The 26,354-nt window shown below is 69.2% G+C and carries 20 protein-coding genes and 2 pseudogenes; 14 read left to right on the top strand and 8 right to left on the bottom strand.

Translation table 11 applies throughout. The features are described 5' to 3' along the window. Positions 1–527 precede the first annotated feature (527 nt). Positions 528–1,751, top strand: coding sequence for an RNA-guided endonuclease InsQ/TnpB family protein (locus C4B68_RS02295; RefSeq protein WP_104879947.1), 1,224 nt, complete (start codon positions 528–530; stop codon positions 1,749–1,751). 81 nt (positions 1,752–1,832) lie between these two features. Here the strand turns inward: C4B68_RS02295 and C4B68_RS02290 are convergent. The 3 genes and pseudogenes from C4B68_RS02290 to C4B68_RS02275 form a co-directional block, all read right to left on the bottom strand. Then, positions 1,833–2,144 (bottom strand): annotated as a pseudogene (locus C4B68_RS02290) (MASE1 domain-containing protein); the annotation flags it as partial. 166 nt (positions 2,145–2,310) lie between these two features. Beyond that, positions 2,311–3,528: a PP2C family protein-serine/threonine phosphatase gene (locus C4B68_RS02285; protein ID WP_420824035.1), complete on the bottom strand. Its 1,218-nt coding sequence runs from the start codon at positions 3,526–3,528 to the stop codon at positions 2,311–2,313. 683 nt (positions 3,529–4,211) lie between these two features. Continuing rightward, complete coding sequence (locus tag C4B68_RS02275) at positions 4,212–4,520, bottom strand: DUF6924 domain-containing protein (RefSeq protein ID WP_143674500.1); 309 nt, start codon at positions 4,518–4,520, stop codon at positions 4,212–4,214. 351 nt (positions 4,521–4,871) lie between these two features. On the opposite strand from C4B68_RS02275, the gene C4B68_RS02270 reads away from it, so the two are divergent. Further along, positions 4,872–7,196, top strand: a complete 2,325-nt coding sequence (locus C4B68_RS02270; RefSeq protein ID WP_167458990.1) for a SpoIIE family protein phosphatase — start codon at positions 4,872–4,874, stop codon at positions 7,194–7,196. Between the two features lie 130 nt (positions 7,197–7,326). Further along, positions 7,327–7,452 (top strand): LuxR C-terminal-related transcriptional regulator, encoded by a 126-nt coding sequence (locus tag C4B68_RS02265; protein WP_099505977.1) that lies wholly within the window; start codon positions 7,327–7,329, stop codon positions 7,450–7,452. Between the two features lie 108 nt (positions 7,453–7,560). Here C4B68_RS02265 and ligA read toward each other — a convergent pair whose 3' ends face one another. From ligA to C4B68_RS02245, 4 genes are all read right to left on the bottom strand, one after another. Further along, entirely contained in the window at positions 7,561–9,648 is a 2,088-nt protein-coding gene (gene ligA, locus C4B68_RS02260) for an NAD-dependent DNA ligase LigA (protein ID WP_240634141.1), read from the bottom strand. A gap of 163 nt (positions 9,649–9,811) precedes the next feature. Next, complete coding sequence (locus C4B68_RS02255) at positions 9,812–10,402, bottom strand: hypothetical protein (protein ID WP_099505967.1); 591 nt, start codon at positions 10,400–10,402, stop codon at positions 9,812–9,814. Beyond that, positions 10,399–11,826 carry a sensor histidine kinase gene (locus C4B68_RS02250; RefSeq protein ID WP_373682272.1) on the bottom strand — a complete coding sequence of 476 codons (1,428 nt, stop codon included), beginning with the start codon at positions 11,824–11,826 and terminating at the stop codon, positions 10,399–10,401. The genes C4B68_RS02255 and C4B68_RS02250 overlap by 4 nt, the downstream gene beginning before the upstream one ends. 167 nt (positions 11,827–11,993) lie before the next feature. Next, on the bottom strand, positions 11,994–12,683 hold the full coding sequence (locus C4B68_RS02245) for a response regulator transcription factor (RefSeq protein WP_099505965.1): 690 nt from the start codon (positions 12,681–12,683) through the stop codon (positions 11,994–11,996). Positions 12,684–13,013: 330 nt separating this feature from the next. Between C4B68_RS02245 and C4B68_RS02240 the strand changes: the two genes are divergently transcribed. The 8 genes from C4B68_RS02240 (at position 13,014) to C4B68_RS02195 (ending at position 21,953) form a co-directional block, all read left to right on the top strand. Beyond that, positions 13,014–13,766 carry a DUF3152 domain-containing protein gene (locus tag C4B68_RS02240; RefSeq protein ID WP_240634140.1) on the top strand — a complete coding sequence of 251 codons (753 nt, stop codon included), beginning with the start codon at positions 13,014–13,016 and terminating at the stop codon, positions 13,764–13,766. 359 nt (positions 13,767–14,125) lie between these two features. Continuing rightward, positions 14,126–15,043, top strand: coding sequence for a hypothetical protein (locus tag C4B68_RS02235; protein ID WP_099505963.1), 918 nt, complete (start codon positions 14,126–14,128; stop codon positions 15,041–15,043). Beyond that, positions 15,040–16,461, top strand: coding sequence for a Tat pathway signal protein (locus C4B68_RS02230; protein ID WP_240634139.1), 1,422 nt, complete (start codon positions 15,040–15,042; stop codon positions 16,459–16,461). The genes C4B68_RS02235 and C4B68_RS02230 overlap by 4 nt, the downstream gene beginning before the upstream one ends. Beyond that, a complete protein-coding gene (locus C4B68_RS02225) occupies positions 16,458–17,315 on the top strand; it encodes an ABC transporter ATP-binding protein (RefSeq protein ID WP_099505962.1) in 858 nt (285 codons plus the stop codon). The genes C4B68_RS02230 and C4B68_RS02225 overlap by 4 nt, the downstream gene beginning before the upstream one ends. Positions 17,316–17,524: 209 nt before the next feature. Beyond that, the gene (locus C4B68_RS02220; protein ID WP_099505975.1) at positions 17,525–18,721 is read left to right on the top strand and encodes an ABC transporter permease; all 1,197 of its coding nucleotides are present in this window, start codon (positions 17,525–17,527) and stop codon (positions 18,719–18,721) included. Positions 18,722–18,965: 244 nt separating this feature from the next. Beyond that, a complete protein-coding gene (locus C4B68_RS02210; protein WP_099505974.1) occupies positions 18,966–19,634 on the top strand; it encodes a DNA alkylation repair protein in 669 nt (222 codons plus the stop codon). A 586-nt stretch (positions 19,635–20,220) separates the two neighbouring features. Next, complete coding sequence (locus C4B68_RS02205; RefSeq protein WP_099505961.1) at positions 20,221–20,601, top strand: VOC family protein; 381 nt, start codon at positions 20,221–20,223, stop codon at positions 20,599–20,601. Between the two features lie 869 nt (positions 20,602–21,470). Beyond that, positions 21,471–21,953, top strand: a complete 483-nt coding sequence (locus tag C4B68_RS02195) for a MarR family winged helix-turn-helix transcriptional regulator (RefSeq protein ID WP_099505960.1) — start codon at positions 21,471–21,473, stop codon at positions 21,951–21,953. 391 nt (positions 21,954–22,344) lie between these two features. Here the strand turns inward: C4B68_RS02195 and C4B68_RS02190 are convergent, their stop codons facing one another. Continuing rightward, the gene (locus tag C4B68_RS02190; protein WP_099505959.1) at positions 22,345–22,995 is read right to left on the bottom strand and encodes an FMN-dependent NADH-azoreductase; all 651 of its coding nucleotides are present in this window, start codon (positions 22,993–22,995) and stop codon (positions 22,345–22,347) included. 146 nt (positions 22,996–23,141) lie between these two features. Between C4B68_RS02190 and C4B68_RS02185 the strand changes: the two are divergent. The 3 genes and pseudogenes from C4B68_RS02185 to C4B68_RS02175 all read left to right on the top strand — a co-directional run. Next, a pseudogene (locus tag C4B68_RS02185) lies at positions 23,142–23,801 on the top strand (nitroreductase); the annotation flags it as partial. A 362-nt stretch (positions 23,802–24,163) separates the two neighbouring features. After that, positions 24,164–25,132 (top strand): patatin-like phospholipase family protein, encoded by a 969-nt coding sequence (locus tag C4B68_RS02180; RefSeq protein WP_099505958.1) that lies wholly within the window; start codon positions 24,164–24,166, stop codon positions 25,130–25,132. Further along, the gene (locus C4B68_RS02175; protein ID WP_099505957.1) at positions 25,129–26,352 is read left to right on the top strand and encodes a macrolide family glycosyltransferase; all 1,224 of its coding nucleotides are present in this window, start codon (positions 25,129–25,131) and stop codon (positions 26,350–26,352) included. Before C4B68_RS02180 ends, C4B68_RS02175 begins: the two co-directional genes overlap by 4 nt. Positions 26,353–26,354 lie beyond the last annotated feature (2 nt).

Raw genomic sequence — 26,354 nt, 5'->3', positions numbered from 1 at the left:
GGCAAAAGGTGTCAGGTGCCGGGCGGAACCTCCGGACGATGCGAACGGCCCCCGCGCACTCGATCGGTGGGCGGTTCGCCCGGAAGGTGAAGGACCCACCCACAACAACCGCGCCTACCTGCGCAGATCAGGCATCCGCTGCACCGTCCCGGACAAGGTCGATCAGACCCGCAACCGCGAGAATCGTGGCTCCCGCGGTGGGCGGCCGCCGACATCCGACACGATGGACTGCAAGGCGCGGCACGCCGTCGAGTGTGCATCAACCGCCTCAAGAGGCACCGCGCCGTGGCGACGCGCTACGACAAGCCCGGCTTGCGCTACCGGGATTCATTCGCAGTGCATCGGCCTTCAGGCCGGTGGTGAAGCGAATCTGTGACTGTGGCGCGGAGCGTCACGGGGTCCGATCCGGAGAGGCCGGGCAACGCCTCCCTCGTTCGGCCCGCTCTGTCCTGCCTGGTTTCAAGGGAGTACCGACCGTTCATACGTTCCCTCTGGTAGCGGGCGGCGCTCGTTCGTACGATCACCGCATGCAGCTTCGGTACGCCTTCAGGCTGTACCCGGAACCTGGCCAACGCCTCGCGCTGGCCAGGGCGTTCGGGTGCGCCCGCGTCGTGTTCAACGATGCCGTGCGTGCTCGCGAGGACGCCCGCGGGGCGGGCGAACCCTTCCCGACGGCGGGTGTGCTGTCCCAGAAGCTGATCACCCAGGCCAAGCAGACACCCGAGCGGTCCTGGCTGGGCGAGGTCTCCGCGGTCGTCCTCCAGCAGTCCCTGCGTGACGCGGAGGTCGCCTACAAGAACTTCTTCGCCTCCCTCAGGGGCGAGCGTAAGGGCGCGAAGACCGGTGCGCCCCGGTTCAAGTCCCGCAAGGACAGCCGTCAGTCGATCCGGTTCACGGCCAATGCCCGCTGGTCGATCACTGGTTCCGGGAGGCTGAACCTCCCGAAGATCGGCGCGGTGAAGGTGAAGTGGTCGAGGACCTTGCCCGCGCGGCCCTCCTCGGTCACCGTGGTCAAGGACGCGGCCGGACGGTATTTCGCCTCGTTCGTCGTTGACACCGACCCGGGCGCGGACGCCGCCCGGATGCCCGGCACCGATCAGACGGTCGGCATCGACCTGGGCCTGACCCACTTCGCCGTCCTCTCCGACGGGACGAAGATCGGCTCTCCTCGGTTTCTGCGCCGGGCGGAGAAGAAACTGAAGAAGGCCCAGCGGGAGCTGTCCCGCAAGCAGAAGGGATCGAAGAACCGGGCCAAGGCCCGTCTGAAGGTCGCCCGCGCCCACGCGAAGGTGGCCGATGCCCGCCGCGAGTTTCACCACCAGCTCTCCACTCAGCTGATCCGCGACAACCAAGCGATCGGCGTGGAGGACCTGGCGGTCCAAGGACTCGCGCGCACCAGGCTGGCCAGGAGTGTCCATGACGCCGGATGGTCGGCGTTCGTGAACATGCTGGAGTACAAGGCGGCCCGGTACGGGCGGACCCTGGTCAAGATCGGCCGGTTCGAGCCGACCTCCCAGACCTGCTCGGCCTGCGGTATCAAAGACGGCCCCAAGCCCCTGAACGTCCGGGAATGGACCTGCACCGCCTGCGGCACCGTCCACGACCGGGACCACAATGCCGCGAAGAACGTCAAAACGGCCGCCGGACGGGCGGTGACAGCCTGCGGAGCGCCGGTAAGACCAGGACTCGTCCCGGCACAGCGCGAAGAAACAGGAAGCCACGGATTCCCGCCCGAACCCTGTGCCGCGTAGCGGCACAGCAACGGACGAGAAGGCCAGAATCCTCGGGCTTCAGCCCGAGGAGCAAGTCAAGGAACCCCGTACGGCGGAGCAGAGCAGCAGGTACGAGCAGACGGGCGCGAGGGTGTTTCCCAACGCGATCGCGAGCACGGCCGGGATCGATGGCCCGAGCGAGAGGTTGACCAGGAGGGCGCCGAGTGCGATCCCGGGCCAGACCCGCGGGCCGCGCAGGAGCAGGCTCGCCAGGGCGATACCGGTCGGGGGCCACAGCGGGGTGACCTGGCCGCGTACCACTTGCTGGAGCAGCCCCACCTGGGCCGAGCCGTAGTACAGCGCGGCAACGGCGCACATCTCCAGGGCGGCCACCCCGCTGCGCCGGAGCCATTCGTGCCGCGCGACAGTCATCGGGCGACCTCCGCGTTGACATCGCCCCGGAGTCCATCATCCGTCGGATCCCCGGGATCCTCCACAGCGCCGCTGAGCTGGATGTTCGGCTCTCGATCACAGGACGAGGCCGGGTCGCGTGGCCCCTTTCGCCATGGCGCGCGCTCGGATCGGCCGGCGTCGGGGATCAGGCGTGCGGGGTGCGCAGGGCGAGGATGGCCATGTCGTCGTGACCGTCGCTGGGGTGGTGATCGGCCAGTGCTTGAACGAACTCTTGCAGGGGCAGGGCGCCATACACGGTGGCGAGATCGGCGAGCTCGTTCAGACTCTCGTCGATGGAGTGGTCAGGGTGCTCGACCAGCCCGTCAGTGAAGAAGACCACGGTGGCGCCTGGTGGCAGGAAGTGGGAGTGGTCAGGACGGGGCATCTCGGGGTCGACCCCGAGCGGCAGCCCGGGCTCGGCGATCAGGTATTCCGCCCGGAGCTCAGGGGTGAGCAACAGCGGTGGAACGTGGCCCGCGGCACTCCAGCGGAGCCGCCAGCCTGGTCCTTCTGGTTCGATACGCGCCAGGGTGGTGGTGGTGAGGGGATTGTTCGTGATGGTCTGCAGGGCGTGGTCGAGCTGGGTCAGGATCGCACCGGGCGGACTGCTCCGGTCGAACAGCAAGGCGCGCAGCATGTTACGGGTGGAGGCCATGGCGGCCGCGGCCCGCAGATCGTGGCCGACCACGTCACCGATGACGACCGCAACAACGTTGTCGGGCAGCGGGATGGCGTCGTACCAGTCCCCGCCGAGCTGGCTGGGCTCGGCAGCGGGCCGGTAGATGGCGGCGGCGGTGAAAGGCCGCAGGTCGGGCAGCGTTGGCAGCAGAAGCCGCTGGAACTGCTCGGCTGCGACGCGAACCCGTTCAAACAGGCGGACGTTTTCGATCGCGATGCCGGCTGCGCTGGCCAGGGCTACGACGATCTCCTCGTCGTGGGCGTCGAAGGGCTGTCCGTCGTGCCGCTCGGAGAGGTAGAGGTCACCGTAGATCTTGCCGCGGACGCTGATGGCGACGCCGAGCAAGGTGCGCAAGCGCGGGTGGCCGGGCGGAAAACCGGCGGAGGCCGGATGGGCCGAAATGTCGTCGACCCGCAGGGGCTCGGGGTGGCGGATCACGTGCCCGAGGACGCCCGCACCGCGAGGCAAGCCGGTCTCGGCCAGAGCAGCGCGTTCCTGTTCGGACAGCCCTGCGGCAATGAACTGCTCCAAGTACTCCCCGGAATCGTTGAGGACGCCCAGCGCCCCGTAGCGGGCACCGACCAGGTCCATCGCGGTGGTCACGATACGGTTCAGCACCGCAGGCAGCTCCACCTCCCGGCTGATGGCCACCACCGCATCCAGGAGGCCCTGCAGCCGGTCCATGGCGTCCAGCAAGGCGCGCAACTGCTCGTCGATCTGGCCCAGTTCGGCGCGCAGACGCAGGTGCAGATTGGGAAGGCGCGGCTGCCTCGGTTGTTTCTCTTCCTTCTCTCCGGCCATCAGGAGCGCCCAGCGGCCCGAAATCCGGTCTCGGCCACCTTCAGCGGGCAGCAATCGGTGCCGGTCGGCGTGAACGAGGCGTTGTCGGGCGCTGCGGCGGGCTTGCACTCGGCATCGGCCTCGACAGGGTTGCCCGCCGGGGCGGCTGCCGCCGCCGTGTTCCGGCGCACGGGGTACGGCTGGGCTGACTGCCGAACCGTCGGGTCCGACCGCCGGTCAGGATGGATCTGCTCGTACAGCCCCTCACTTGAGCGGTACATTTCTGGCCTCCTGACACCACCTGATCAATCGAGACCACAGCGTGACACGGCCGAACAGGGCGAACGTCTATTACTCCAAAAGCGGCGTGCGGGGCTTGGCGCCCCGCTTCCTGCGGGGAAATGCAGGTGCAAGGCCTGCCCGGCGCTCCATACAGCCGCCTCCCATACCCGGGAGGCGGGGCTTGCTTTCTGTGCCCGTGCCGTGCGGCACTCGACGGCGGTGCGGGCGAACTTGCGGGCGGTCTCGATGAGCTCGGAGACCTGTCCGCCGGGCCCTGCCTGGTACCGCCGCAACCTGGAGCGGGTTCACGGGTTCTCGCCTGGCACCGTCCGCACCCGGCGCAGCGGAGGGCGGCCGGCGGATCGCCCTGCCCGGTTGTCCGACGCCCTGAGGGCCTGCCCGTGCCAGCACGCACCTCCGAACGACCGGTAGATCCCTTCGAGATCGTCGTGGGCCCAGGCGGCGTACTCATCGAAGCCCAGGTTGCCGATACTGAGGTGCGCGTGGATGTCGTGGAGGCGATACCCGCCCTGCGCACCCGCCCGGCGCCAGAGGCCGAGGAACAGCGCGATGGCCGCGAGCACCCAGCCCGGCCCACGGCTCGCGCTGCGCACCGACCAGCAGGACGCTGTCGACGGCGCGGCACACCACCTCAGAGGCCGCGGTCGCCCGCGCCGACCACTGCCGCGACCGATGATGGCGCTCTCCTCAATGCGCACCGAAACACACCCGCTGCTCGCCAGAGCGGACGTCACGAAGATATGGAGGGGTGATGAGTGGTCGGCCGCCAGCCAGGCGTTACGCGATCGTCGGCGGCTCACCACGCCCCAGGCAGGGCTTGGCGGAAGTCGGGTCGGGTTGCCGGTGGACTGCCACGCGCTTGAACTGGTGGAGGGGTGCGCTGCGCCGATCGGTGGAGCGCACCGGGCAAGCGGACCAGGGGATGGGAGCGGAGGTGCGTTCCAATGTCCGACGGTGACGTGCTCATGAACCTCGATGAGGGCGGCCGCGTCACCCAGTGGCGACGTCCCGCTGAGGAGCTGTTCGGATGGTCCGCCGAGGAGGCCGTTGGTCAGTCCGTCGCCACGCTGATGCATGAGGCCGGCGCTGTCGGCGGATGGCGTCGGGGCAGTCGCTCGGATGTGGCCCCGGTGCTGGTCAAGCCGGTGCTGCGCGGCACTTCCGTTGCTTGGCAGGTGTGCGCGACAGCAGGGGCTGTTTCACGAGGGGAGGACGTGGCGGTCCTGAAGGCCATGTTCACCCAGTCTCCGGTGGGACTGCAGGTCCTGGACGATCAACTGCGCGTGGTCCGCATGAACAGCGCCACCCGCGGGCTGCGCGACACGCCGGTGGGACACCTGCTCGGCAGGCGCTTCACGGAGGCGTACGAACTCGAAGACCCCGAGGAAGAAGCCGCCGTGGCGCAAAGGGTCCTGGAGAGCGGAGAGCCCGTGGTGAACAGGCTCGTCCGGGGCGGCCAGGCGCCGGGCCGGCCCAGGCGCCGCATCTACTCCGTCTCCTACTTCCGCCTGGAGGCCTCCCACGGCGATGTGCTCGGTCTGGTGGCATCCGCGGTCGATGTCACCGAGCGCGAGAACGCACAGAACCGCCTGGCCCTCCTGGATACGGTCCGCGCACGAGTGGGGCACGCGCTGAACGTGCCCGCTGTCTGCCGCGAGCTGGTGGAGGCGGTCGTTCCTGCCTTCGCGGGGATCGCTGTCGTTGAGGTGATCGAAGACGTCGTCTGCGGAGAGGAGCCTCCTTCGGTCCCCGTCCACCGGGACGTTCCCCTGCGCCGAACAGCCTGCCAAGGTCCCATCCCGGCCCGCCCGGCCGGAGACGTGCGTCCCCTGTCGGCCGACACCCCCTTCTCGCGCGTCCTGGCCGACCTTCGGCCGCGCCTCATCTCGATCGAGGAGGACAGCTCGTGGCTAGCCGCCGACCCAGCCCGAGCCGATGCCATCAGGCGATCCGGTGCCCACTCCCTGATCGTGGCACCCCTGGCGTTGCGCGGCCAGGCCTTGGGTGTGGTCAGCTTCTACCGCCACCAGCAAGAAGACCCCTTTGATGAGGATGACGTCGAGCTGGCGTCCGCCGCGTGCGAACACGCCGCGCTCTGCATCAACAATGCCCGTCAGTACATGCGCGAGTGGATTATCGCGTCAACCGTCCAGCGCAGGCTTCTCCCCCAACACCCTGCCACGCATGCCACCGTCGAGACCTCCCAGCTGCACCTGCCCGGTCCGGAGGGCGGCGGCGCGTGGTTCGACGCCATCGCCCTGCCCGGTGCACGGACCGCGCTGATCGTCGGCGACGTCGGCGGACGAGGCATATCCGCAGCCATCACGATGGGGCAACTGCGGACAGCCATCCATACGCTCGCCGCCCTGGACCTGCGGCCCGACGAACTGCTCGCCCGCTTGAGCGACACCGCAGTGCGTCTCGCCGCCGAGCGCCTCGCACTGCCTCCCCAGGATCCCCTGCAAAGTGAGCCACTTACCGTCAGCTGCGCCATCGCGATCTACGACCCGGTCGATCTCACCTGCACCATCGCCCGCGCCGGCATCCCAGAGCCAGTCGCCGTCTTTCCGGACGGCGCATCGGCCAACCTGCCCGTGCCCCCAGGTCCTCCGCTCACCGGAACGGGCGACGCCCCATTCCCCGCGACAACTGTCAAACTTGCCGAAGGGAGCACCCTGGCGATGGGCACGGCCGCGCTCGCGGACGAGGTTCTGGCGCCATCCGGTCCGCTGCGTCCGCTCCTGAACGGCGCCAGCACGCGGCACCTGCCAGTAGTGTGCGACAAAATCGCGAACGCGCTCACGGGCGGCCACCGGATCGGCGAGACATTGATGCTGCTTGCCCGTATGAAGGCGCTGCCCGCAGATCGGGTGTTGGCCCTCTCCCTACCGGCGGACCCCGAGGCCGCACCGATTGCCCGTGCGGCAGCCCGTCGCCAACTGAGCGTTTGGGGTGTGGACGAGGAAACGGCGTTCACCAATGAGCTCATCGTCAGCGAACTTGTCGGCAACGCGGTCCGCTACGGCGCTCCGCCCCTGCAGCTACGTCTGATCTTCGACCGGATGCTGACCAGCGAGGTCAGCGACGGCGCGACCAGCGCTCCACAGGTGAAACATGCCCGCACCATCGACGAGACAGGCAGAGGTCTGTTCATCATCGCGAGCCTCGCGGACCAGTGGGGCACCCGCTACTGGGAGCGGGGAAAGACCGTCTGGGCAGTGCAGCAGATGATGCCGTCCGCGTCGACGAAGCAGAGCGCCGGCCAGTAGTGGTTGTCGAAGGCGGTCGGACGACGCACTTCGGGGCGGCCGAGCCGCTCGTCATTGAGCCACTCGGCCGCCCCGCCCAGGCAGAGCCTGTGCAGACGTCCGGCCCGGCTGTCCAGCGAAGCGACCCCAGCTGTTCATCAGCCCACGCACGGGGGAGTGGCACCTCGGCAACGTCTTCACCAAGCTCGGGGTCAGTTCCCGCAGACAGCTCCGCTCAGTGCTGTCTCCTCCGAAACCGGGGACGACGATGGCGTAACTGGCAGCGGACGACCCATCGCGTCTGAGTCCGCAGGAGGTTGTTCGCCGGCCTGCCGGGGTGGCCGCTGTGAGGCGGCCCACCCGACGATCCCTGCGGGGCGTGCTGTCAGTTGAGGAAGCCGGCGACGAGCGCGGCGAATTCCTCTGGGGCTGCCAGACGAATCCCGAGGGTTTCGGCCTTGGCCTGTTTGGAACCGGCGCCTTCTCCGGCGACGACGAGCGTGGTCTTCTTGGAGACGCTGGAGGAGGAGCGGCCGCCGGCGCGTTCGATGAGTTCGTTCATCTGGTTGCGACTGAGTTCCTCCAGCGCACCGGTCATGGCGCCGGTGACGACGACCGTCATACCGGCCAGCGGCCCGCCCGCCGTCTCCTCGTGCTGCGCGTTGCCGTCGGCGTTGCCGGCTGCGGTGGCAAGTGGGATCGCGCCGGGCTCGGTCATGTTGACTCCGGCTGTGGTGAGTTTGTCGATGAGCGGGGCGAGTTCGGCGAGTTCGGCGACGATGGACGGGGCCTTCTCGGTGCCGATGCCGTCGACTTGCTGGATCGCTTCGGCGTCGGCGGCGCGGAGGTTGTCCATGGTGGCGAAGTGGCGGGCGATGCGCCGGGACATGGAGCGGCCGGTGCCGCGCACCCCGAGCGCGCACAGCACCCGCGACAGCGGCTGCTCCTTGGCCTTGGTGATCGCGGCGAGGAGGTTGTCGGTGCTGGTTTCTCCCATACGGTCCAGGCTCAGAAGCTGGTCGCGGGTGAGGGTGAACAGGTCCGCGAGATCGGCGACCAGGCCGGCTTCGACAAGCTGGACGACACGGGTGTGACCCAGGCCCCCGATGTCGAGCTGGTCGCGGCCGGCTGCGTAGGACAGGGCAGCCACCAGGTGGCAGTTGCGGCCGTTGGCGCAGCGCCAGCGCTGCTCGCTGGTGTCGATGCCGCCACCGCACCGCGGGCACACTGCGGGGAAATCAATGGGCCGTTCGTCGCCGGTGCGCAGGTGTGCGACGGGGGCTTCGATGCGGGGGATGACGTCGCCGGCCCGGTGGACCATGACGTGGTCGCCCAGGCGCAGGTCGCGGCGGGTGATGTCGGCCGGGTTGTGGAGGGTGGCATAGGTGATGGTGGAGCCGTCGATCTCGACGGGTTCAAGGACGGCGCGGGGGGCGATGATGCCGGTGCGGCCCACGTTCCACTCCACCTCCAGCAACCGGGTTATCTTCTCCACGGCGGGCAGCTTGTAGGCGATCGCCCAGCGCGGGGCACGCGAACCGGATCCGGCGGCGCGCTGGTCGGCGGCCAGGTCGGCCTTGATGACGATCCCGTCGATCCCGAACGGCAACTGCGCGCGCAGCGCGGCGACCTCCCGTACGCGGGCCAGAACCTGCCCGGCGGTGTCGGCACTGACGCCGGGCACCGCGGTGGAGGCGGTGGTGTTCACCCCGAGCCCAGCAGCCTGCGCCATCAGATCGCTGTGCGCGACCTCGCCCAGCCGCGCGGCGAGCCGGGCCTCGGTGCCGGGCAGTGGCAGGAGGCCGTAGCCGAAGAACGTCATCGGCACGGTGTAGGCGCGGTCCTTGGCGCGCAGGGTGCCCGCCGCGGCGTTGCGCGGGTTCGCGAACGGCTGTCCGCCATGTGCGGTGCGTACCTCGTTGGCGTGCTCGAACTGGGCGGTGGTCATGAGGACTTCGCCGCGCACCTCCACCGTGACCGGCTCGGTCAGCTTGTCGGGCAGGCCTTCGATGGTGCCGATCGCGTGCGAGACGTCCTCCCCGGCCGTCCCGTCGCCGCGAGTGATCAGCTGCGTGAGGCGGCCGCCCTGGTAGCGGGCGGCGATCGCGAGGCCGTCGAGCTTGGGCTCGACACTGAACCGCTCCACCTCGTGGCCGACCCTGCGGGCCAGCGATGCGGTCCAGGCGGTGAATTCCTCCGGCGAGAACACGTTGTCCAGGCTCAGCATCGCCACCGTGTGCGGGACATCCCCCTCCACGGCACCCCCGGCGACCTTCCCGGTCGGCGAATCGGGCAGCACCTGATCGGGATGGCCGGCCTCCCACACGGCGATGCCCCGTACCAGCCGGTCGTAGGCGTCATCGTCGAGCACCGACGTGCCGCCCGCATAGTAGGCGGCCGACGCCTCCACCGCGTCCTTGACCGCCTGCGCGTAGGCGGCGGCATCCACAATCACTGCAACAGGTGTTGTCATGCCGGTCATCCTGCACGCCACCACTGACAACGCCGGCCCGGTTGCCCGCTGTCTGAAGCGGTGACGGGGAGCGCAGAGCCCGTTCAGCGGTCGCCGTGAAGGACGGATACAGACCAGTCGAACAATGATCTCTGCCAGTACCGGGGCCGTGCCCGGGCTCCTCCTACGGCTGCGGAGGGTCGGGACACGAGTCGGCCGACTGCGTCATCGTCCATCCGTCCCCGAGCACATGGACGCTCGTGTGTGCGGGGGAGCGCTGCGCATGGACGGGAGGAGCGGCAGGGGCGCCGTCCCGATGCGCGTCCGCGGGCAGCGCGGCATACGACCCACTCACGTGAGCCACCGTGCACGCCAACTGCAGCATGGCCGGGTGGCTGAGGGGAGCGACATGATTGGGGAGCTTGATGGAGACGCCGTTGCCGCTGCCGGCCGTCACGTCCGGTGTATCCGTCAGGCGGGGCAGCTCCGTGGTGGCCGTCACGGTCTCGCTTGTCGTCGGTCCGCCGAACAGTCGGGCCACGACGGTCCCGAGGTCCGCAGGATCGCCGATCTTGCGGGGATAAGCCGTCAGATCACCGTCGTCCAGGAAATAGAGGGAGACGACGACCGGCACCGAGGGCTTGGGACTGGGGGAGAACATGCCGCTCGCCGGTTCGCCGGCCTGGATGACGTCGGACGGGGGGACTCCGCACGCCGTCAGTGTGAACGCGGCCGCGAGCCCGGCCAGCAGCGCCGTCACGCGCGAGCCCTTCACCGGGCATCCGCCGTGGAGTCGTGGTCGGCGGCTGCGATGTCGCGGTGCAGGGGGAGTTCGACCGTGAACGCCGCTCCGCCCCCGGGAAGGTTGGCGGCGCTGATGCGTCCTCCGTGCAGATGCACGTTCTCCGCCGTGATGGCCAGGCCCAGTCCGCTGCTCTCGCTTCTGGTCCGTGTGGTGCTCGCCTTGTAGAAGCGCTCGAAGATGTGTGGCATGGCTTCCTTGGCGATGCCGGGTCCGTTGTCGGTCACCTCGATGACGGCCCACGCCACGTCCGCTCGCTCCTGTCTCACGCCCATGGTCAGCCGCACCGGCGGCGCCCCGTGCCGCAGCGCGTTGCCGACCAGATTGGCCATCACCACGTCGAGCCGGCGCGGGTCCACGCGCGTCCGGAGCACGCCCGGTCGGGGCAGGTGGGTCTCCACTTGGCCCTGCCACCCCCGAGCGGCGAGGGTGTGCTGTACGAACTCGGCCAGGTCGATCTCGTCCAGGCTGAGTTCGGCCGCGCCCGCGTCGAAGCGGGAGATCTCCATCAGGTCGTTCACCAGCCCGCTCAGCCGACTGGTTCCCTCACTGATGAGCCGCAACGCCTCGCCGGTATCCCGGTTCAAGTGCGGCGTGTTCGCGTCCAGCACGTCGGTGACCGCCGACATCGCCGCCAGCGGCGTCCGCAGTTCGTGGGAGACGTCCGCGACGAAGCGGCGCGCCTGGGCCTCCAGGCGGCGCAACTCCGCGACCGAGAGCTCCAGGGCTGCCGCCGTGTGGTTGAAGGACCGCGAGAGGTCGGCCAGTTCGTCGGAACCGTTGACGACCAGCCGGACGTCGAGGTGCCCCTCGGCCATCCGACGTGTCGCCCGGCGCAACGCCCGTACGGGACGGAGTACGCCGCTGGCGGCCAGCAGCGCCAGGACGACGGCGAGGCCCAGTGCCACCAGGGTGGCGTGCTCGATGGCGGTGACCATCGCTTCGACGTAGGCCTGTTCGGTGTTCTGCGGCACCACCAGGTACATCACCATCCCCGAGAGCCTGGACTCCGTGCCTGCGCCGCTGTTGTACGTGACCGGCATTCCGACGATGAGGTAGGGATGCCCGTCGGCGTTCACCCGTTGGAACACCGCGGCGCGTTTGGTGTCCACGGACCGGCGCAGTTCCGGGCTGAGCTTGTCGAAGTCCGCACTCGGCGCGTAGGCGCGGAGGCTGCCGTACGTGGCCAGTACCCGCCGCCCTTGTGACTGGTTGGCCTGGAGTACCTGGGCCACCGCCTTCTGCAAGTGCGCCTGGCTCGGCGCCGGGGGAATGTCGGCAGCCACGGCGTCGACGTTGGTCCGAAACTGCCGGATGACGGAGTCCTGGCTCTGCTGCAGCACCCCCGTGCGCGCCTCCCGGAAGGCGACGGCTCCGGTGCTCAGGGCACTGGCCATGGCCACCAGGACGAAGGCCACCACCAGGCGGGGGCGCAGGCCCCGCAGCGGAAGCGGGACCTTCGCCAGGACCGCCTGATAAAACCTCGCCGGCCTGGGGCCCTGTCCGGCTGCGACGGCATCGCGCTTGCGTACGTGCTTGCGTGCCCGTACGGATCTCTGGCCGCTCACGGGGAACCGAAGCGGTAACCGAAGCCGCGTACGGTCCGGATGTACCGGGGATCCCCGCCCAGCTCACCGAGCTTGCCGCGCAATCGCTTCACACAGGCGTCCACGAGGCGTATGTCGCCGTAGTAGCTGTGCTCCCAGACCGCTTCCAGCAGCTGCTGGCGGCTGAACACCTGTCCGGGCGAGGCCGACAGGGTCAGCAGCAGCCGAAGCTCGGAGGGGGCGAGCGCGACGGGTTCCCCGCGGTTTGTCACCACGAGCCCGGCCCGGTCGATGACCAGCTCGCCGTGCGACTCCGCCCTGGGCCGGACGGCGTCGGAGACCGACGCGTCCTGCCTGCGCAGTACGGCCCGTATTCGCGCGTCGAGCACCCGGGCCCGCACGGGCTTGACCACGTAGTCGTCCGCGCCGGCCTCCAGCCCCACGACCACGTCGATGTCGTCGCCCTTGGCGGTCACCATGATGATCGGCACCTGGTCGCGATCCCTGATCCGCCGGCATACGTCGAGGCCGGACATGCCGGGCAGCATGAGGTCGAGTACGACGACGTCCGGACGGAAGGGGTGGAGCTGTTCCAATCCCTCTTCACCCGTTGCGGCGGCGAAGACGTCATGCCCCTGGTGTCGCAGCCCCAGCTGGACGGCCTTACGGACATCTGGGTCGTCTTCGACAATAAGGACTCGTGGCACGTCGACAGTCTAAGCAGATCGCGTTCGGTTGCCGGCCTGTGAAAGAGCCCCTCTCGGGAGCCGTTACAGAAGGGTCACATCGGCGTGCCGCCGGGCGGGCAACCCCGTTGAACCGGCCGAGCGACCGCTCGTTATCGGTTCGTGATTGTTCGAACTCATGGCGATCATCTGAAATGACCAGTTTGAGTTGCCATGCATTCGGCACGACAGCGGGAAGACGCATCGACCACTGGCAGCGCAGTAGCCTCCCACCACGGTGGCCGTCACCGGTCCTGGCACCGCCGGGGCCGTCCGCGCCGCCGGGGCCGGAGGTACCTGGTCGGCACACTGGTGGCCGCGGGCCTGCTCGGCTCCGCCGCGTTCTTCCTGGACGGTGGGCGAAGCGACGCGTCGAGCGGTGCGCCGCACCCGCGGAGCGTGGCACCCATCACCCCCACGCCCACTCCGACGCCCACCCGTACGCCCACTCCGACGCCCACCCCGACCCCGACGCCCACCGAGATCGACGTCCCCTCGACGGGCGCCGGCACGTTCGTCACCGCGCAGGCCAGTGGTGCGAAGGTCGGCCACGGTCCGCGTCCACTCCGGTACGTGGTGAAGGTCGAGACCGGCCTCGACATCTCGCCGGCCCAAGCGGCGGACGAGATCGCCGGCATACTCGCCGCCCCCCGGGGCTGGACCGACAACCCGGCCTACTCGTTCCAGTTGGTGAGCGCGGGACAGCCCCACGACCTCACGGTGACGATCGCGACACCGGGGACGGCGGACGCCCTGTGCTGGGCGGGCATCCAGCAGAACACCCAAGGCGAATACAACTGCGAGGTCCCCGGTGGGGTGGTGGTGAACCTCAAGCGCTGGGTCGAGGGCTCGCCCACCTTCGACGGTCCGATCCATGACTACCGGGCGCTGATCATCAACCACGAGATGGGGCACTTCCTGGGCTACACACACAGGACCTGCGCGGGCCCCGGCCAACTGGCCCCCGTGATGATGCAGCAGATCAAGGGCCTGCACGGATGCATCGCCAACGCCTGGCCCTACGACGAGAACGGTCACTTCGTCACCGGGCCGCACGTGCAGTGAACCGGCGACGACTCGCCCTCCCAGCGGTTGCGGAAGGCAGCTTGAACGGGCTGTGACCACCTGGTGGTTCACGCCGGGCCCGAAACCGGCTGTTACAGCTTGGTCATCGTCCGAGCCAGCGGCCATCACCTGCGGACGCGAATCTCGAACTCGGCGACGGCACCCCGTGGTCGTGAAGGCCATCAGACGCTCACGGTGCCGTGTTCCCGGTGCGCCGGTGCGCCGGTGCTGGCGGCGTGGGCAGAGCCCACGACGCCCACGATTCCGCGGCTTCCCCTGGCCTGTACGCAACACCCACCCTCTCGATCGAATGGAAGAGCATGTCTGGATCCCGCACTGTTCGGAAACTGGCCGTTGCGGTGAGTCTGCTGCCGCTGCTGGCGGCCTGCGGCACGGCATCTCACTCGGCGGACGGCGGGGAGTCCTCGGCCGGCGGCGGGAAGTCCTCGGCCGGGTCGTCGGGGCAACTCGACGTTCCCGCGGACGCCGGCGCGGACCTCAAGAAGCAGTACCTCTTGGAGAACGCGATCGCAGCCTGCATGAAGAAGCAGGGGTTCATCTACACCCCCGTAGCCCCGGAGGATCCCGAGGCATCCTGGGCAACCAACGGGGCGGACTACAAGCTGACCAAGAAGTACCGGGAGAAGTACGGTTTCGGTGTCTACGCCGGCATCGTCTACCCCAACGATCCCCGGGCACTGGGCAGCGGGGCGGCCCAGGAGAACTCCGCCGACGCCGCCAACGGGAACTACGTCGCCGCACTCACTTCCGAGCAGCGGGCCGCCTACGACAAGGCGATGGGGGTCCCGGGACGCGAGGCGAAGGCCGGCGGCAAGTGGCCGGACGGTTGCCTGCGGTCAGCCCAGGAGGAGGTCTACGGCTCCGCGTCGGCCCAGGAGCAAGGTGCCCAGGCCAAGGCACAGGACCAGGCGAACGCGCAGGCGCTCAACGGTGACCCGGAGCTCGTCGCTCTGGCGCAGTCGTACGCCTCCTGCCTGAGGGACCACGGCATCTCCGTCACGACCACGCAACCGACCGGCATCGGCGACATGGTGAAGTTCCAGGCGAGCTCGTCCGCTCCCCCCGGCTCCAGTCTGGGCGACGTGAACGCCGATGGCACCCCCGCGAAGACCATGAGCAAGGACGAGGCTCTGCCGCTGCTCACCAAGGACATCGGCCAGGCGATAAAGGACCTGGAGTGCGGCAGGGAATTCCGGGCCGCCTACTTCCCGAAGTTCTTCAAGGCCCCGACCAGCGGTAGCGGTGGTGTCGGGTGAGTCGCCGCAAACGGGTGAGCAGCCGGCCCAAGCAGTTGGGGATCATCGTTGCCGGGGTGGCACTGGTGGGGGTGGGCGGCTGGTTCGCCGGATCGCAGATGCAGTCGCCCTCGGACGCGGCTGCCGCGCACCGGCCGCCGAAGGTCGGACCGGTCACCGTCGCGGTCGAGCGGCGGTCGCTGACCGCGACGGTGGTCGCCCAGGGTTCGGTGGAGTACGCCTCACCGCAGCGGCTGGACCTGGCCGGGCCCGTCGGCGCCCCGGAATCCGGCTCCGGGGACTCCGGGGCCGGCGATGCCGTCGTCCAACGGGTCACCAAGGCACCGGTCGCCGGGGCGGAGGTGACGGAGGGCGACGTGCTGATGCAGGTGAGCGGCCGACCGGTTCTGGTGCTGCGGGGATCCGTTCCGATGTACCGCACGCTGGGTCCCGGCGCGACCGGAGACGATGTCAAGCAACTCGAACGGGCCCTGGCCCGGCTCGGCTTCGCCCCCGGTGGGTCCACCGGGACGTACGGCCAGGGGGACGCCGCGGCGGTGAGCCGCTGGTACGGGAGCAAGGGCTTTCGCGCGCAGGAGCCCTCTCTCGCGGACAGGCAGCAGCTGGGGACGCTGGAAGCGGCTGTGACCACCGCGCAGCAGGCCCTCCTCGCGGCACAGAATCCCGGCAGCGGCTCCGAGGGGTCTGAGGGCTCCGAGGGCTCTGGCAGCGATGCCGGCACCGGTGGTGAAGAGGGAAGACTGCGGCTCAGGGCAGCACAGCAGCAGTTGAACACGGCCAACGCCGCACTCTCCGCTTTCCGGGCCGGCTACGGAACCAAGGTCCCCGCGGGTGAGATCGTCTTCCTGCCGGATCTTCCGGCCCGGTTGGACGAAGTGTCCGTGAAGATCGGTGACACCCCGTCCGGACCGGTCGGCACGGTGACCAGCTCCGAGGTGGTGGTGCAGGCCGTGGTACCGGGCAACGACGCCACATTGCTCCACAAGGGCATGACGGCGCGGGTGGAGACCCCCGACGGCAAGAAGGTGGAGGGGAAGCTGGTCGCACTCGGCGACGATGTGCCGAAGAACGACTCGGGGGACGACACGAACGCACCGGGGACATCGGGCGGCGGGAGCGGTGACGCCTCGGCTCCGGTACCGGTGCAGATCTCCATCCCGGTGGGGAAGTTGACAAAGAACGCCAACGGGTCCGCGAAGGTGACCATCGAGGTGGGTTCGTCGGACGGTGACGTGTTGACCGTGCCCGTCGCCGCGCTCCACACGACGGCGGACGGCCAGGCCATGGTGCGGGTCCGGCGTGGCACCACAGTGGTGGAGGTCGCCGTCAAGGCGGGTCTTTCCGCTGAGGGGCAGGTGGAGGTCACGCCGTCCGGTGACGCACTGAAGGTGGGCGATCAGGTGGTGGTCGGGCAATGACCGGCCTGCCGACGCCCGGCCTGCCGACGCCCGGCCTGCCGGCGTCCGCCGTACCGGCGTCCGGCCTGCCGACGCCCGTCGTACCAGCGTCCGTGGTGCCGGCGTCCGTCGTACCGGCGCCCGTCGTACCGGCGTCCGTCGTACCGGCGTCCGTCGTGCCCGACTCGGACACCGTTATTCAACTGGTCGCCGTCGACCGGACCTTCGACTCCGAACCGCCGGTGCATGCCCTGCGGGACGTGAACCTGGCCGTCCGGCGCGGCGAGCACCTGTCGATCGTCGGACCGTCCGGTTCCGGCAAGTCGACACTGCTCAACACCCTGGGACTGCTGGACCGCCCCACTTCGGGTTCCTACTGGCTCGACGGGGTGGAGACCAACGCGCTCGGCGATCTGGAGCGCACCTCACTGCGCGGCAGCCGGATCGGATTCGTCTTCCAGTCCTTCCACCTGCTGCCCTACCGGACGGTGGACGAGAACGTCATGCTCGCCGAGACCTACCGACGGCCGCGCCCCGGGCGCGGCCGCGCCGGCCGCCGCACAAGGGCCAAGGAGGCGCTGGAACGGGTGGGCCTGGCCCACCGGGCCGGCTTCCGGCCGGACAGGCTCTCCGGTGGTGAAAGGCAGCGTGCGGCGATCGCCCGGGCACTGATGAGCGAGCCTGCTCTGCTGCTCTGCGACGAGCCCACCGGCAACCTCGACAGTGAGAACACCGAGTCGGTGCTGGACCTCTTCGGCCAGCTGAGCGAGCAGGGCATGACCCTGGTCGTGATCACCCATGAGGAGGCGGTCAGCTTGCGGGCCGACAGGCGGGTAAGGATCAGCGACGGACGGCTCACCGAGGAGAGCCGATGAGGGCCCGCGCGCGCGTCCTGGAGTCGGCGGCCCCGGTGGATCCGGCAGATCCAATGGACCCGGCAGACCTGGCAGGCCCAGTGGACCCGGCAGACCCGTTGGACCCGTTGGCCCCGCCGATCGCCGACCGGTACACCGGCGGACGGCACACCGCTCGGCGGGGACGTGTACGGCGCCGCGGCAAGGCCAGGGGCATCGAGCGTCCCTGGATGGACTTCAGGGACCTGTGGACCGAGGCGCTGGCAGGGGTGCTCGCCCGTCCGGTGCGCTCCGCCCTGACCACCCTGGGCACGGTTCTGGGCATCGCCACCCTCGTCATCACCATCGGAGTCTCGGCCACTGCGGGCAACCAGATCGTCGGCCGCTTCGACGCCCTCACCGCCACCTCAGTCACCGTGGTGGTACCCCCGCCGCCCCCGTCGGCCGACCCGGTCCCGCTCGTGGACTGGTCGGGCGTCGACGCGGTCCGGCGGCTGGCCGGGGTCGATTCGGTGGCCGCGATCGCCGACTCCCAGGCAACCGCGAGCGTCCAGGTCCGTGCGAATGACGTGGTCGCTCCCGGGGACGTCACCGGCCAGGCCATGGCGGTCCTCGCCGCGTCCCCCACGCTGCCCGCAGCGGTGCGCGGCAGGATGACCGCCGGGCGCTTCTTCGACGACGGGGACATCGCCAGGCACGACCGGGTGGCGGTGCTCGGCGACCAGGCCGCACGGCTCCTTGGCATCAGTTCGATTCAGGACTCTCCCGCGGTCTTCCTGAAGGGCCAGGCCTATACCGTGATCGGGATTCTCGGCGGAGCCGAACGGGAACAGCAGGTCTCCACCGCGGTGATCCTGCCGCCCACGACAGCCACGGACCAGCTGGGCCTCGGAGTCGTGACCCGGGTACTGATCAACACCGCGCTCGGCGCGGCGAAGCAGGTTGCCCAGCAGGCACCGATCGCGCTGGCTCCCGGAGCCGAGGACGCCCTCACCGTCACGGCACCGCCCGACCTGACCAAGGCACGCAAGGGAGTACAGGGCGACGTCAACGGCCTGTTCCTGGTACTCGGACTGGTCTCGCTGGTGGTCGGGGCCATCGGCATCGCCAACGTGACGCTGGTGACGGTCATGGAGCGGATCGGGGAGATCGGACTGCGCCGCGCCCTCGGCGCCTCGCGACGACAGGTCGCCGGCCAGTTCCTGGTCGAGTCGACGACCATCGGACTCATCGGCGGCGTCATCGGCGCCGTCCTGGGCATGGTCGTCGTGGTGGCCGTCTCCGCCATCAGGGACTGGACTCCGGTTCTGGACGTCCGTCTCGCTTTCGGAGCCCCGGTCGCCGGAGCCCTCGTCGGACTCCTGGCCGGTCTCTACCCGTCACTGCGGGCCTCCCGCATGGAGCCCGTCGACGCTCTGCGCTCCTAGGAAGTCGTCTCATTTGGCAAGTCGGCCTGTAGCAGCTCCCGCGCCGGCGGGACCCCGGCCTCGGCGAGGGTCCGGATCTTGATCAGTTCGACCACGGGGCCGGCGAGCCTCGACGGCAACAGGTCCTGGACTGTGTCGTTCGTGTCGGTGGCTGCCGCCGAACCGGCGTGTACGACAGCAGGCCGACTTCCCTCGTAGGCTGAATCTCGCACGTGACGGACAGGAGGCTGAGGTGGCCGAGACGATGGTGGCCGAGGTGATGGCCGAACTGGCCGAGCTCGAGGACCCGAAGACACGCGAGGTGAACGAGAAACACGGTGACGATCACGGTGTGAATCTCGGCAAGCTGCGCGCGCTCGCGAAGCGGCTGAAGACGCAGCAGGAACTCGCGTGCCAGCTCTGGGAGACGGATGACACCGCGGCGAGACTGCTGGCGATCCTGATCTGCCGCCCGAAGGCGTTCGAGCGTGACGAGTTGGACGTCATGTTGCGCGAGGCGCGCAAGCCCAAGGTGCACGACTGGCTCGTGAACTACGTGGTGAAGAAGAACCCGCACTCCGAAGAGCTGCGCCTGGCCTGGTCCGCCGATCCGGATCCAGTGGTCGCGAGTGCCGGCTGGGCACTGACCACCGAACGCGTGGCGAAGAAGCCCGCCGGCGTCGACCTCGCAGGACTGCTCGACGTCATCGAGGCGGAGATGAAAGACGCCCCGGGTCGCCTGCAGTGGGCGATGAACCACTGCCTGGCTCAGATCGGGATCGAGCACGCCGAGCACCGCACCCGCGCAATCGACATCGGTGAGCGCCTGGAGGTGCTCAAGGACTACCCGACTTCCCCGGGGTGCACATCTCCGTTCGCGCCCATCTGGATCTCCGAGATCGTGCGCCGACAGCACGACAAGACGGTGGCTTGATCGGCGGTAGCTCGTTGTCTCGGGCATGGGGGTAGTCGAGCGGCTGGTGCCGGACGAGCTGGACTTGCCTCGCGGCACCCAGGACTCCGTCCTGGGGCGCGTTGACTCTCCCTCATTCCCGAGCGGCGCTCCAGCAATCCCTCGGTTCTCGTCCAACCTGAGGTGACATCAAAAGCCAGCCATTGACATTGATCCTGCCTGCCCTCCCCAAGTCGCTTCGAATGGCCACCGGCGAAGCGGTCTCGTCGCTGCGGGCGGAGCAGCACAGGGCACTGGCCATGACCTCGCTGCCCGCGGAGTACCGGATGCTGATCCGATACCCAAGTAGGCTGTTGCCGGGTCCTGTTCCGCCGTAGGTGTGTCGGTGCAAGCGGTATAGCGCCTAGAACTAGGTCGTGTCTCAAAGTCAGCTTCCCGACTGCAGGGCCAACGTCCTTGCCCGGCTGCCCGGACAGGGGCAGCCCTGAAATCACTTCGCCCGTGCTGCCTCGCCCGGTACGATCGCGGGATCGTTTTCGCTGCTGGGAGCCATGAGGTTCGCGTGTGGCCTCCCCTGCAGTTCCCAGGCTGAGAGTAGGTTTCGTTAATGGCATGTCGTATCGGTGAGCTCGTGCTCGGTTGCCGCGACCCTGAGGTGCTGGCGCGGTTCTGGTGCGAGGTCCTGGACTTCGTCGTGCTCGATCGCGAGGACGACGGCTCGGTGGAGATCGGGCCGCGCGAAGGGTTCGGCGGTCCGCAGCCGACGATCTTCCTCAGTCGCAGGGATGAGCCGGAGAAGGGGAAATCCCGGCTGCACATCGACGTCAACGCCACCGACCGCGATCAGGACTCCGAGCTCGAACGCCTTCTCAAGCTCGGTGCTCGCCCGGCCGACATCGGCCAGACAGGGGAGGAGCAGTGGCATGTCCTGGCCGACCCCGAAGGCAATGAGTTCTGCCTGCTCAAGACCCGCCTCGACCCACTCTGATGCTCATCGGTCACGCCTCGAAACCAGGGACCCAGAGCTCACCGTTGTGTGCGGCTGCGACATCGTCGATCCCAACGCCTCAGCCCGTGGAGTAGAGCGCGGTCAGTTCGATGTGGTGGAGGTCCACCGGCGTGCCCGGCAGGGCCAGCGGAAGCGTCTGGATCATGCCCGGGCGCCCGCACTGACAGCTGGCTCAAGGGTGCGTGTGAGCAGCCGATTCGTCACACACGAACAGCCTCAGGCCCTCGGCGAAATAAGCCCTTGTGCCGACGTGGCTCTCGCTGGCCACATCGGGTCGAGCAAAGACCACGTCGCCATGTGAGCAGAGCGTTGCGTGTGTGGCTGCAGCCTGCCGGCCCTACTGCGGCAGGAAGATCGGCCAGGGAACGCAACAGCGGTCACATGACGGGTGGGACGGCCAGACTCGCAGCCAAGGGCACTTGGCGTCGTCCGGGCGGGAGAGCACCGCATCCGCCCTGGGCACCCGCAGCACCGTCTCGCCCTCAGAGTACTGGCACTGCCAGCCGCGCTCACCGACGAGATCGAGAAGCGCCAGTTGGTGTGGTGCGGAGACCGGTAAGAACATTCTCAGGGCGGGACGGGGCAGGAACACGCCGGGACGCCTCCGACGTAGCCGCCTGGCTGGCGGTACTTCAGCGGGTGCCAAGTCCGCGTGCTCTGCAGCGGGACGCCCACGGAAACCTCGCCCACCTGGAATCCGTCTTCGACCGAGTTCCGCCGCGGGACTCCACCTAGTCGCGGTCTTGACCAGGTCTTTCAGGCGTGAGGCAACGGGCCGTAGCTGACGTAGCCGTTTAATTTCAAACGATACCGTATCGAATGAATTTGTAGCTTGGTAACGTGCTCACATGAGTGCCGACGTTCCTCAAACCACCGCCTCGCGTGCGACCGACCGTCCCGGGGATACCTCGCCTTTCGCTCTCGGCTTGCTGCTGCGCCGGGCGCACTGGCGCGCGGCCGCGGTGATGGCGGAGGCGCTTCGGCCTCTCGACATCGAGTTGCGGCATTTTGCCGTGTTGATCGTGCTGGTCGACGGCGGGTCCGTGGTGCAGCGGGACCTGGCGGCGGCGACGGGGTCGGACAAGGCGGGAGTCATGCGGGTCGTGGACGACCTGGAGCGTAAGGGGCTGGCCGTACGCAAGGCTGTTCCGGGGGACCGGCGGGTGCGGGCAGTGGAGATCACGCCTCAGGGCATCGAGCTTTTCGATGCAGCTCATGCGGCGGCGGTGCCGCTGGCTGAGCGTCTGGTTGCCGAACTGGGGCCCGGCGAGCCCGAGCAGCTGACGGATCTGCTGACCCGGTTCGCCTATCCCGCAGGCGGAGAGGCGTAAGCGCGCCCGCGCACCGGTTGCCTGCCGCGCGGGCGTGCGTCGTCCCATGCGGCTTTCGCGGCGAACCCGGCCTTGAGAGCTGCGGCCGTCGTCGCTACGCGCCGGCCCTGGCTCCGGGCGCAGGTCAGGCCTCCATCGCCGACGGGGACCGAGCCGGCCGCTCGGCTACCGCGCGGCATACCTGGCCGGCGGAATGCTCTTCACCCTCACACGCATCGCCGTCGTCTCGATGCGCGGCCTGCTTGCGGGCCGAACGCCCCGGCCGCCCCCAGCTCCGGGCTACCGGCCCCCAGGGACTGAGCGTCACCGTTGCCGTCGGAGAGGGCGCAGGCGACGAGGACGCCGTGTGACGTCCTGGGGCGAGGCGTCACACGGCGTCTATGGCCGGGGGTTACACGGCGAGGCGTTCCGCGAGTTCCTTGGCCTTCCTGGCCGCGTCCTCGAAGGCGCGCCTGCGGGAGGCCTCGTAGAGGGGGACCAGTTCGGACATGGCCGGGTTACGGGGGGCCATGGTGAGTTCCGGGACGATGAAGTCGAGGTCCAGGCCGAGGGAGCCCTTGAGGACGGCCTCCAGGTAGTTCTGTACGAACTCGTAGCCCTCGCGGGGGGTGCCCGGCGCGTAGGAGCCGCCGCGGCTGGCGACGACGGTGACCGGGGTGCCCTGGGCGGAGGGAGTCTCGCCGGCGGTGCGGCCGGGCAAGATCACGTTGTCCAGCCATGCCTTGAGGGTCGACGGGATCGAGTAGTTGTACATGGGGGCGCCGATCAGGACGGCGTCCGCCTTCTCCAGCTCCTCGATGAGCTTCACGCGCGCGGCGAACGCGGCGGACTGCTCCGGGGTGCGCTCGGACGGGGAGGCGAACCAGGCGGTGTGGGCGTCGGCCGTGATGTGCGGGACAGGGCTGGCGGCGATGTCGCGGTAGATCACCGTCCCCTCGGGGTGCTGCTCCTCCCAGGCCTTGCGGAAGGCGTCCGCGACCGAACGGGACGAGGACGCCTCGCCGGGGAACACGGACGAGTCGATGTGCAGCAGCGTGGCCATGGACTTCCTCCAAAAAGTGATGCCCGAGGCGGGAAACCAAGGGCTGGGGATGTGCACCCGAGGATTGTTACACTTGAGATGGTATTGAATGATACTGTCGCTAGTATAACGAAGGTAAACGTTGAGCAGATGGGAGGTGGGCGATGTTGGACGTCTATGAGGCGGTCACGAGCCGACGGGCAGTGCGGGGATTCACCGACCGGCATGTCCCGAGGGAGGTGCTGGAGCGCGTGCTGTCCGCCGCGGCCTGGGCGCCGTCCGCATCGAACCTCCAGCCGTGGCACATCTATGTGCTGACCGGCGGGGCGCTGGCCGAGCTCAAGAAGCGCACCGGCGAGCGCCTGGCCGTATGCGACCCCTGGGACGCGCCGGAGTACCAGCAGTACCCGCCCGTACTGAAGTCCCCGTACCGCGAACGCCGGTCCGCCTTCGGCGAGCAGCGCTACGGCGCACTCGGTATTCCGCGCGAGGACCTGGAGGCACGCCAGAGGGCCGCTGCCGCGAACTGGGACTGTTTCGGCGCACCCGCCGCCCTGTTCTGCTACGTCGACCGCGACATGGGCCCGGCCCAATGGTCCGACGCCGGCATCTATCTGCAGACCGTCATGCTGCTGCTCCGCGCTGAAGGGCTGCACAGCTGCCCGCAGATGGCATGGGCGAAGTACCACGCGACCGTCGCGGAGGTCCTGTCACCCCCGGACGAGCTGATGCTCTTCTGCGGCATGTCGATCGGGTTCGAGGATGTCACGGTGGGTTTCGCCCGTACGGGCCGGGCGCCGCTCGACGAGACGGTCACGATTGTCGACACGGTTGACACCGCACGCCGACCTCGCTCCCCGGAGGAGACGGCAGCGACCTGCTCTACCTCAATGCTTCTCGATCCGGGTACCAGAACCACGGATCTCGCGAGGCGCCATGCACCTCGCGGCCGATGGACGCGGCGCGTCGTCGCACGTCTCAGTGACGGCTTCACCCGACACGTCGGGCGGTTGGCGTCACGGATCGGGTTGCCGCCCTGAGGTGGTTGAGAGACCCATTCGATTCGGTGCCGTGGTGAAAAAGGTGGATCACGATGATTGCTTGTGGCCGGATACCGGTCTCATGGGCTCGCTTGGGCTTCAGCGGGGGCGACTCGACGAGTGGTCGTGGCCACAAGAGGCGTCGAACCATGACGGGCGACAAGGGGACGCGTTCCCTGTCATCGAGCCGGCCGCCCGAGGGCTCGACGTCGGCGGGCTTGCGCGCCCTTCCCCGTCCCGTGGCCGTGGTGGTGGGCGCCGGTGGCGTGCTCGGAGCGGCGCATGTTGGTGTCGGGTACGCGCTGGAGGAGCGCGGATTCGTCCCGGACATGATCATCGGAACCTCGGTGGGCGCCCTCAACGGGGCCATCGCGGCCGCCCACCCCGACAGGGCCGCGCCGTGGCTGGACCACGTGTGGACCCGGTTGCGCCGCCGTGAGGTGTATCCGCTCGGCTACCTGTCCTCACGGGCCAGCATCTTCACCGATCGCGGCCTGCGTCGGCTGATTGCCCGGGCTGGGCTGCCGTCGCGGATCGAGCAGTTGGCGGTACCGTTCACCGCGGTGGCCATGGACCTGGGCACCGGGGCTCCGGCGTTGCTCGACCACGGGGACCTCGAGTCCGCGCTGCTGGCCAGCGCGGCCATTCCCGGGATGCTGCCCCCGGTGGACCGTGAGGGCAGGACGCTCGTCGACGGCGGGGTGATCGCTTACGTCCCGGTACTGGCGGCCCTGCAGTCCGGGGCGGCCAGCGTGGTGGTGGTGTCGAGCGGGCCGGAGAGCTCGCCGTTGAGCCCGGTCGTCCCGCCCCGACGGGCCGGCGCGGTCGCCGCCAGGGCCGGACTGCTGCTGATGCACCATCAGATCGAGCGTGATCTGCACGAGGTGTCCCGACACATCCCGACCGTCGTGCTGCCGACCGGCATCGACGCCTGGCCATCTCCGTGGGACTTCGGCCATTCCCAGCGGCTGATCAGCACCGCGTCCCGCACGGCGGGACGTTTTCTCGACGGGCTGCGCATCAGTGGGCCGGGCCTGTATCGGGTCGACGATCCTCCGGCGGCGTCTGCCGACCCGGGCGAGGCATCGACTTCTTCCGTAGCGGGGGTCGCCCTGTGAGTACCATCGCGTTCCTCAACATCGCCATGCACGGGCGCGTCAACCCGACGCTGCCGGTCGTGGCCGAGCTTGTCCGGCGCGGTCACTCCGTTACGTACCACACCTCGCCCGCGTTCAGTGAGCAGATAGCGGCCACTGGCGCGACCGTGTGCCTCTACCCCGGGGGCGACCAGCCGTTCCCCGATCGGCCGACGGCGGTCACGTTCATGGAGGGGCTTGCGCGCACCGCCGTCCACTTGGTGCCCCCTGTGCTCACCGACCTGCGCCGCATCCAGCCCGACCTGGTCGTCCACGACAACGCCTGTTTGTGGGGCGCAGTCGCTGCCCGCGAACTCAAGGTGCCGGCGGCGTCGTCGTTCACCACGTTCGCGTTCAACCGGCATATGCCCAGCCCCACCAGCGGTTCGTGGGGCCTGCTGGCCACGGCGACGACTCAGCCCCGCAGCGTCCTGGACTACCTGCGGTCGCGCTGGTGGCTGCGCCGCCGCTTCGACACGCGTGGGTTGCCACCGCTCGACCTGGAAAACATCCGCCAGCCGCTCAATGTGGTCTACACCTCCCGGGTGTTCCAGCCTGACGCCGAGGACTTCGACCAGTCCTACCGGTTCGTCGGCCCAAGCATCGGCGCCCGCCCGGTCGACCCGTCGTTCCCGGCCGACCGACTGCAGGACCCGGTGCTGTACGCCTCCCTGGGCACGGTGTTCACCGCCGACCCGCAGCTGCTGCGCAGCTTCGCCACCGCGCTCGCCCCGCTGGGCGGCACCGTGATCGTCTCCACCGGGCAGACCGATCCCGCCGCGCTGGGTCCGTTGCCGGCCAATGTGCTCGCCCGCCGCTTCGTGCCGCAACCGGAGGTGCTGGAGCGGGCGGCGCTGTTCGTCACCCATGGCGGGATGAACAGCGTCAACGAGGCCATGTATGCCGGGGTTCCGATGCTGGTGGTCCCGCAGGGCGCTGACCAGCCGTTGGTGGCCCGCCGCGTCGTCGAGCTCGGCGCCGGCCTGTCGATCCGTACCCAGGACGTCACCGAGGGCTCCGTGCGGGCCCTCGCCGGGCGCCTGCTCGACGACGCCCGGTTCCGGGCAGCCGCGGCAACCCTGCAGGTTGCCCAGCACGAGGCGGGTGGATACCGGCGCGCCGCCGACGAACTCGAGCGGTATCTGCAGGCGAACGGCTCGGTCGGTCAGTCGGCTCACGTCGATCCGTCACAGCGAGGCTGAGT

Source organism: Streptomyces dengpaensis (assembly GCF_002946835.1).
Classification (GTDB): domain Bacteria; phylum Actinomycetota; class Actinomycetes; order Streptomycetales; family Streptomycetaceae; genus Streptomyces; species Streptomyces dengpaensis.
This window is presented reverse-complemented; position numbering and strand designations above follow the sequence as displayed.

What these genes read in the sequence shown, in the direction of transcription:
- C4B68_RS02190 (WP_099505959.1), bottom strand. Translation starts at nt 22,995, where the DNA reads ATGGCCACGCTGCTGCACATCGACTCGTCCGTGTTCCCCGGCGAGGCG.
- C4B68_RS02220 (WP_099505975.1), top strand. Translation starts at nt 17,525, where the DNA reads ATGGACTTCAGGGACCTGTGGACCGAGGCGCTGGCAGGGGTGCTCGCC.
- C4B68_RS02250 (WP_373682272.1), bottom strand. Translation starts at nt 11,826, where the DNA reads ATGGCCAGTGCCCTGAGCACCGGAGCCGTCGCCTTCCGGGAGGCGCGC.
- ligA (WP_240634141.1), bottom strand. Translation starts at nt 9,648, where the DNA reads ATGACAACACCTGTTGCAGTGATTGTGGATGCCGCCGCCTACGCGCAG.
- C4B68_RS02225 (WP_099505962.1), top strand. Translation starts at nt 16,458, where the DNA reads ATGACCGGCCTGCCGACGCCCGGCCTGCCGACGCCCGGCCTGCCGGCG.
- C4B68_RS02295 (WP_104879947.1), top strand. Translation starts at nt 528, where the DNA reads ATGCAGCTTCGGTACGCCTTCAGGCTGTACCCGGAACCTGGCCAACGC.
- C4B68_RS02180 (WP_099505958.1), top strand. Translation starts at nt 24,164, where the DNA reads ATGACGGGCGACAAGGGGACGCGTTCCCTGTCATCGAGCCGGCCGCCC.
- C4B68_RS02270 (WP_167458990.1), top strand. Translation starts at nt 4,872, where the DNA reads ATGTCCGACGGTGACGTGCTCATGAACCTCGATGAGGGCGGCCGCGTC.
- C4B68_RS02285 (WP_420824035.1), bottom strand. Translation starts at nt 3,528, where the DNA reads ATGGACCGGCTGCAGGGCCTCCTGGATGCGGTGGTGGCCATCAGCCGG.
- C4B68_RS02205 (WP_099505961.1), top strand. Translation starts at nt 20,221, where the DNA reads ATGGCATGTCGTATCGGTGAGCTCGTGCTCGGTTGCCGCGACCCTGAG.
- C4B68_RS02195 (WP_099505960.1), top strand. Translation starts at nt 21,471, where the DNA reads ATGAGTGCCGACGTTCCTCAAACCACCGCCTCGCGTGCGACCGACCGT.
- C4B68_RS02210 (WP_099505974.1), top strand. Translation starts at nt 18,966, where the DNA reads ATGGTGGCCGAGGTGATGGCCGAACTGGCCGAGCTCGAGGACCCGAAG.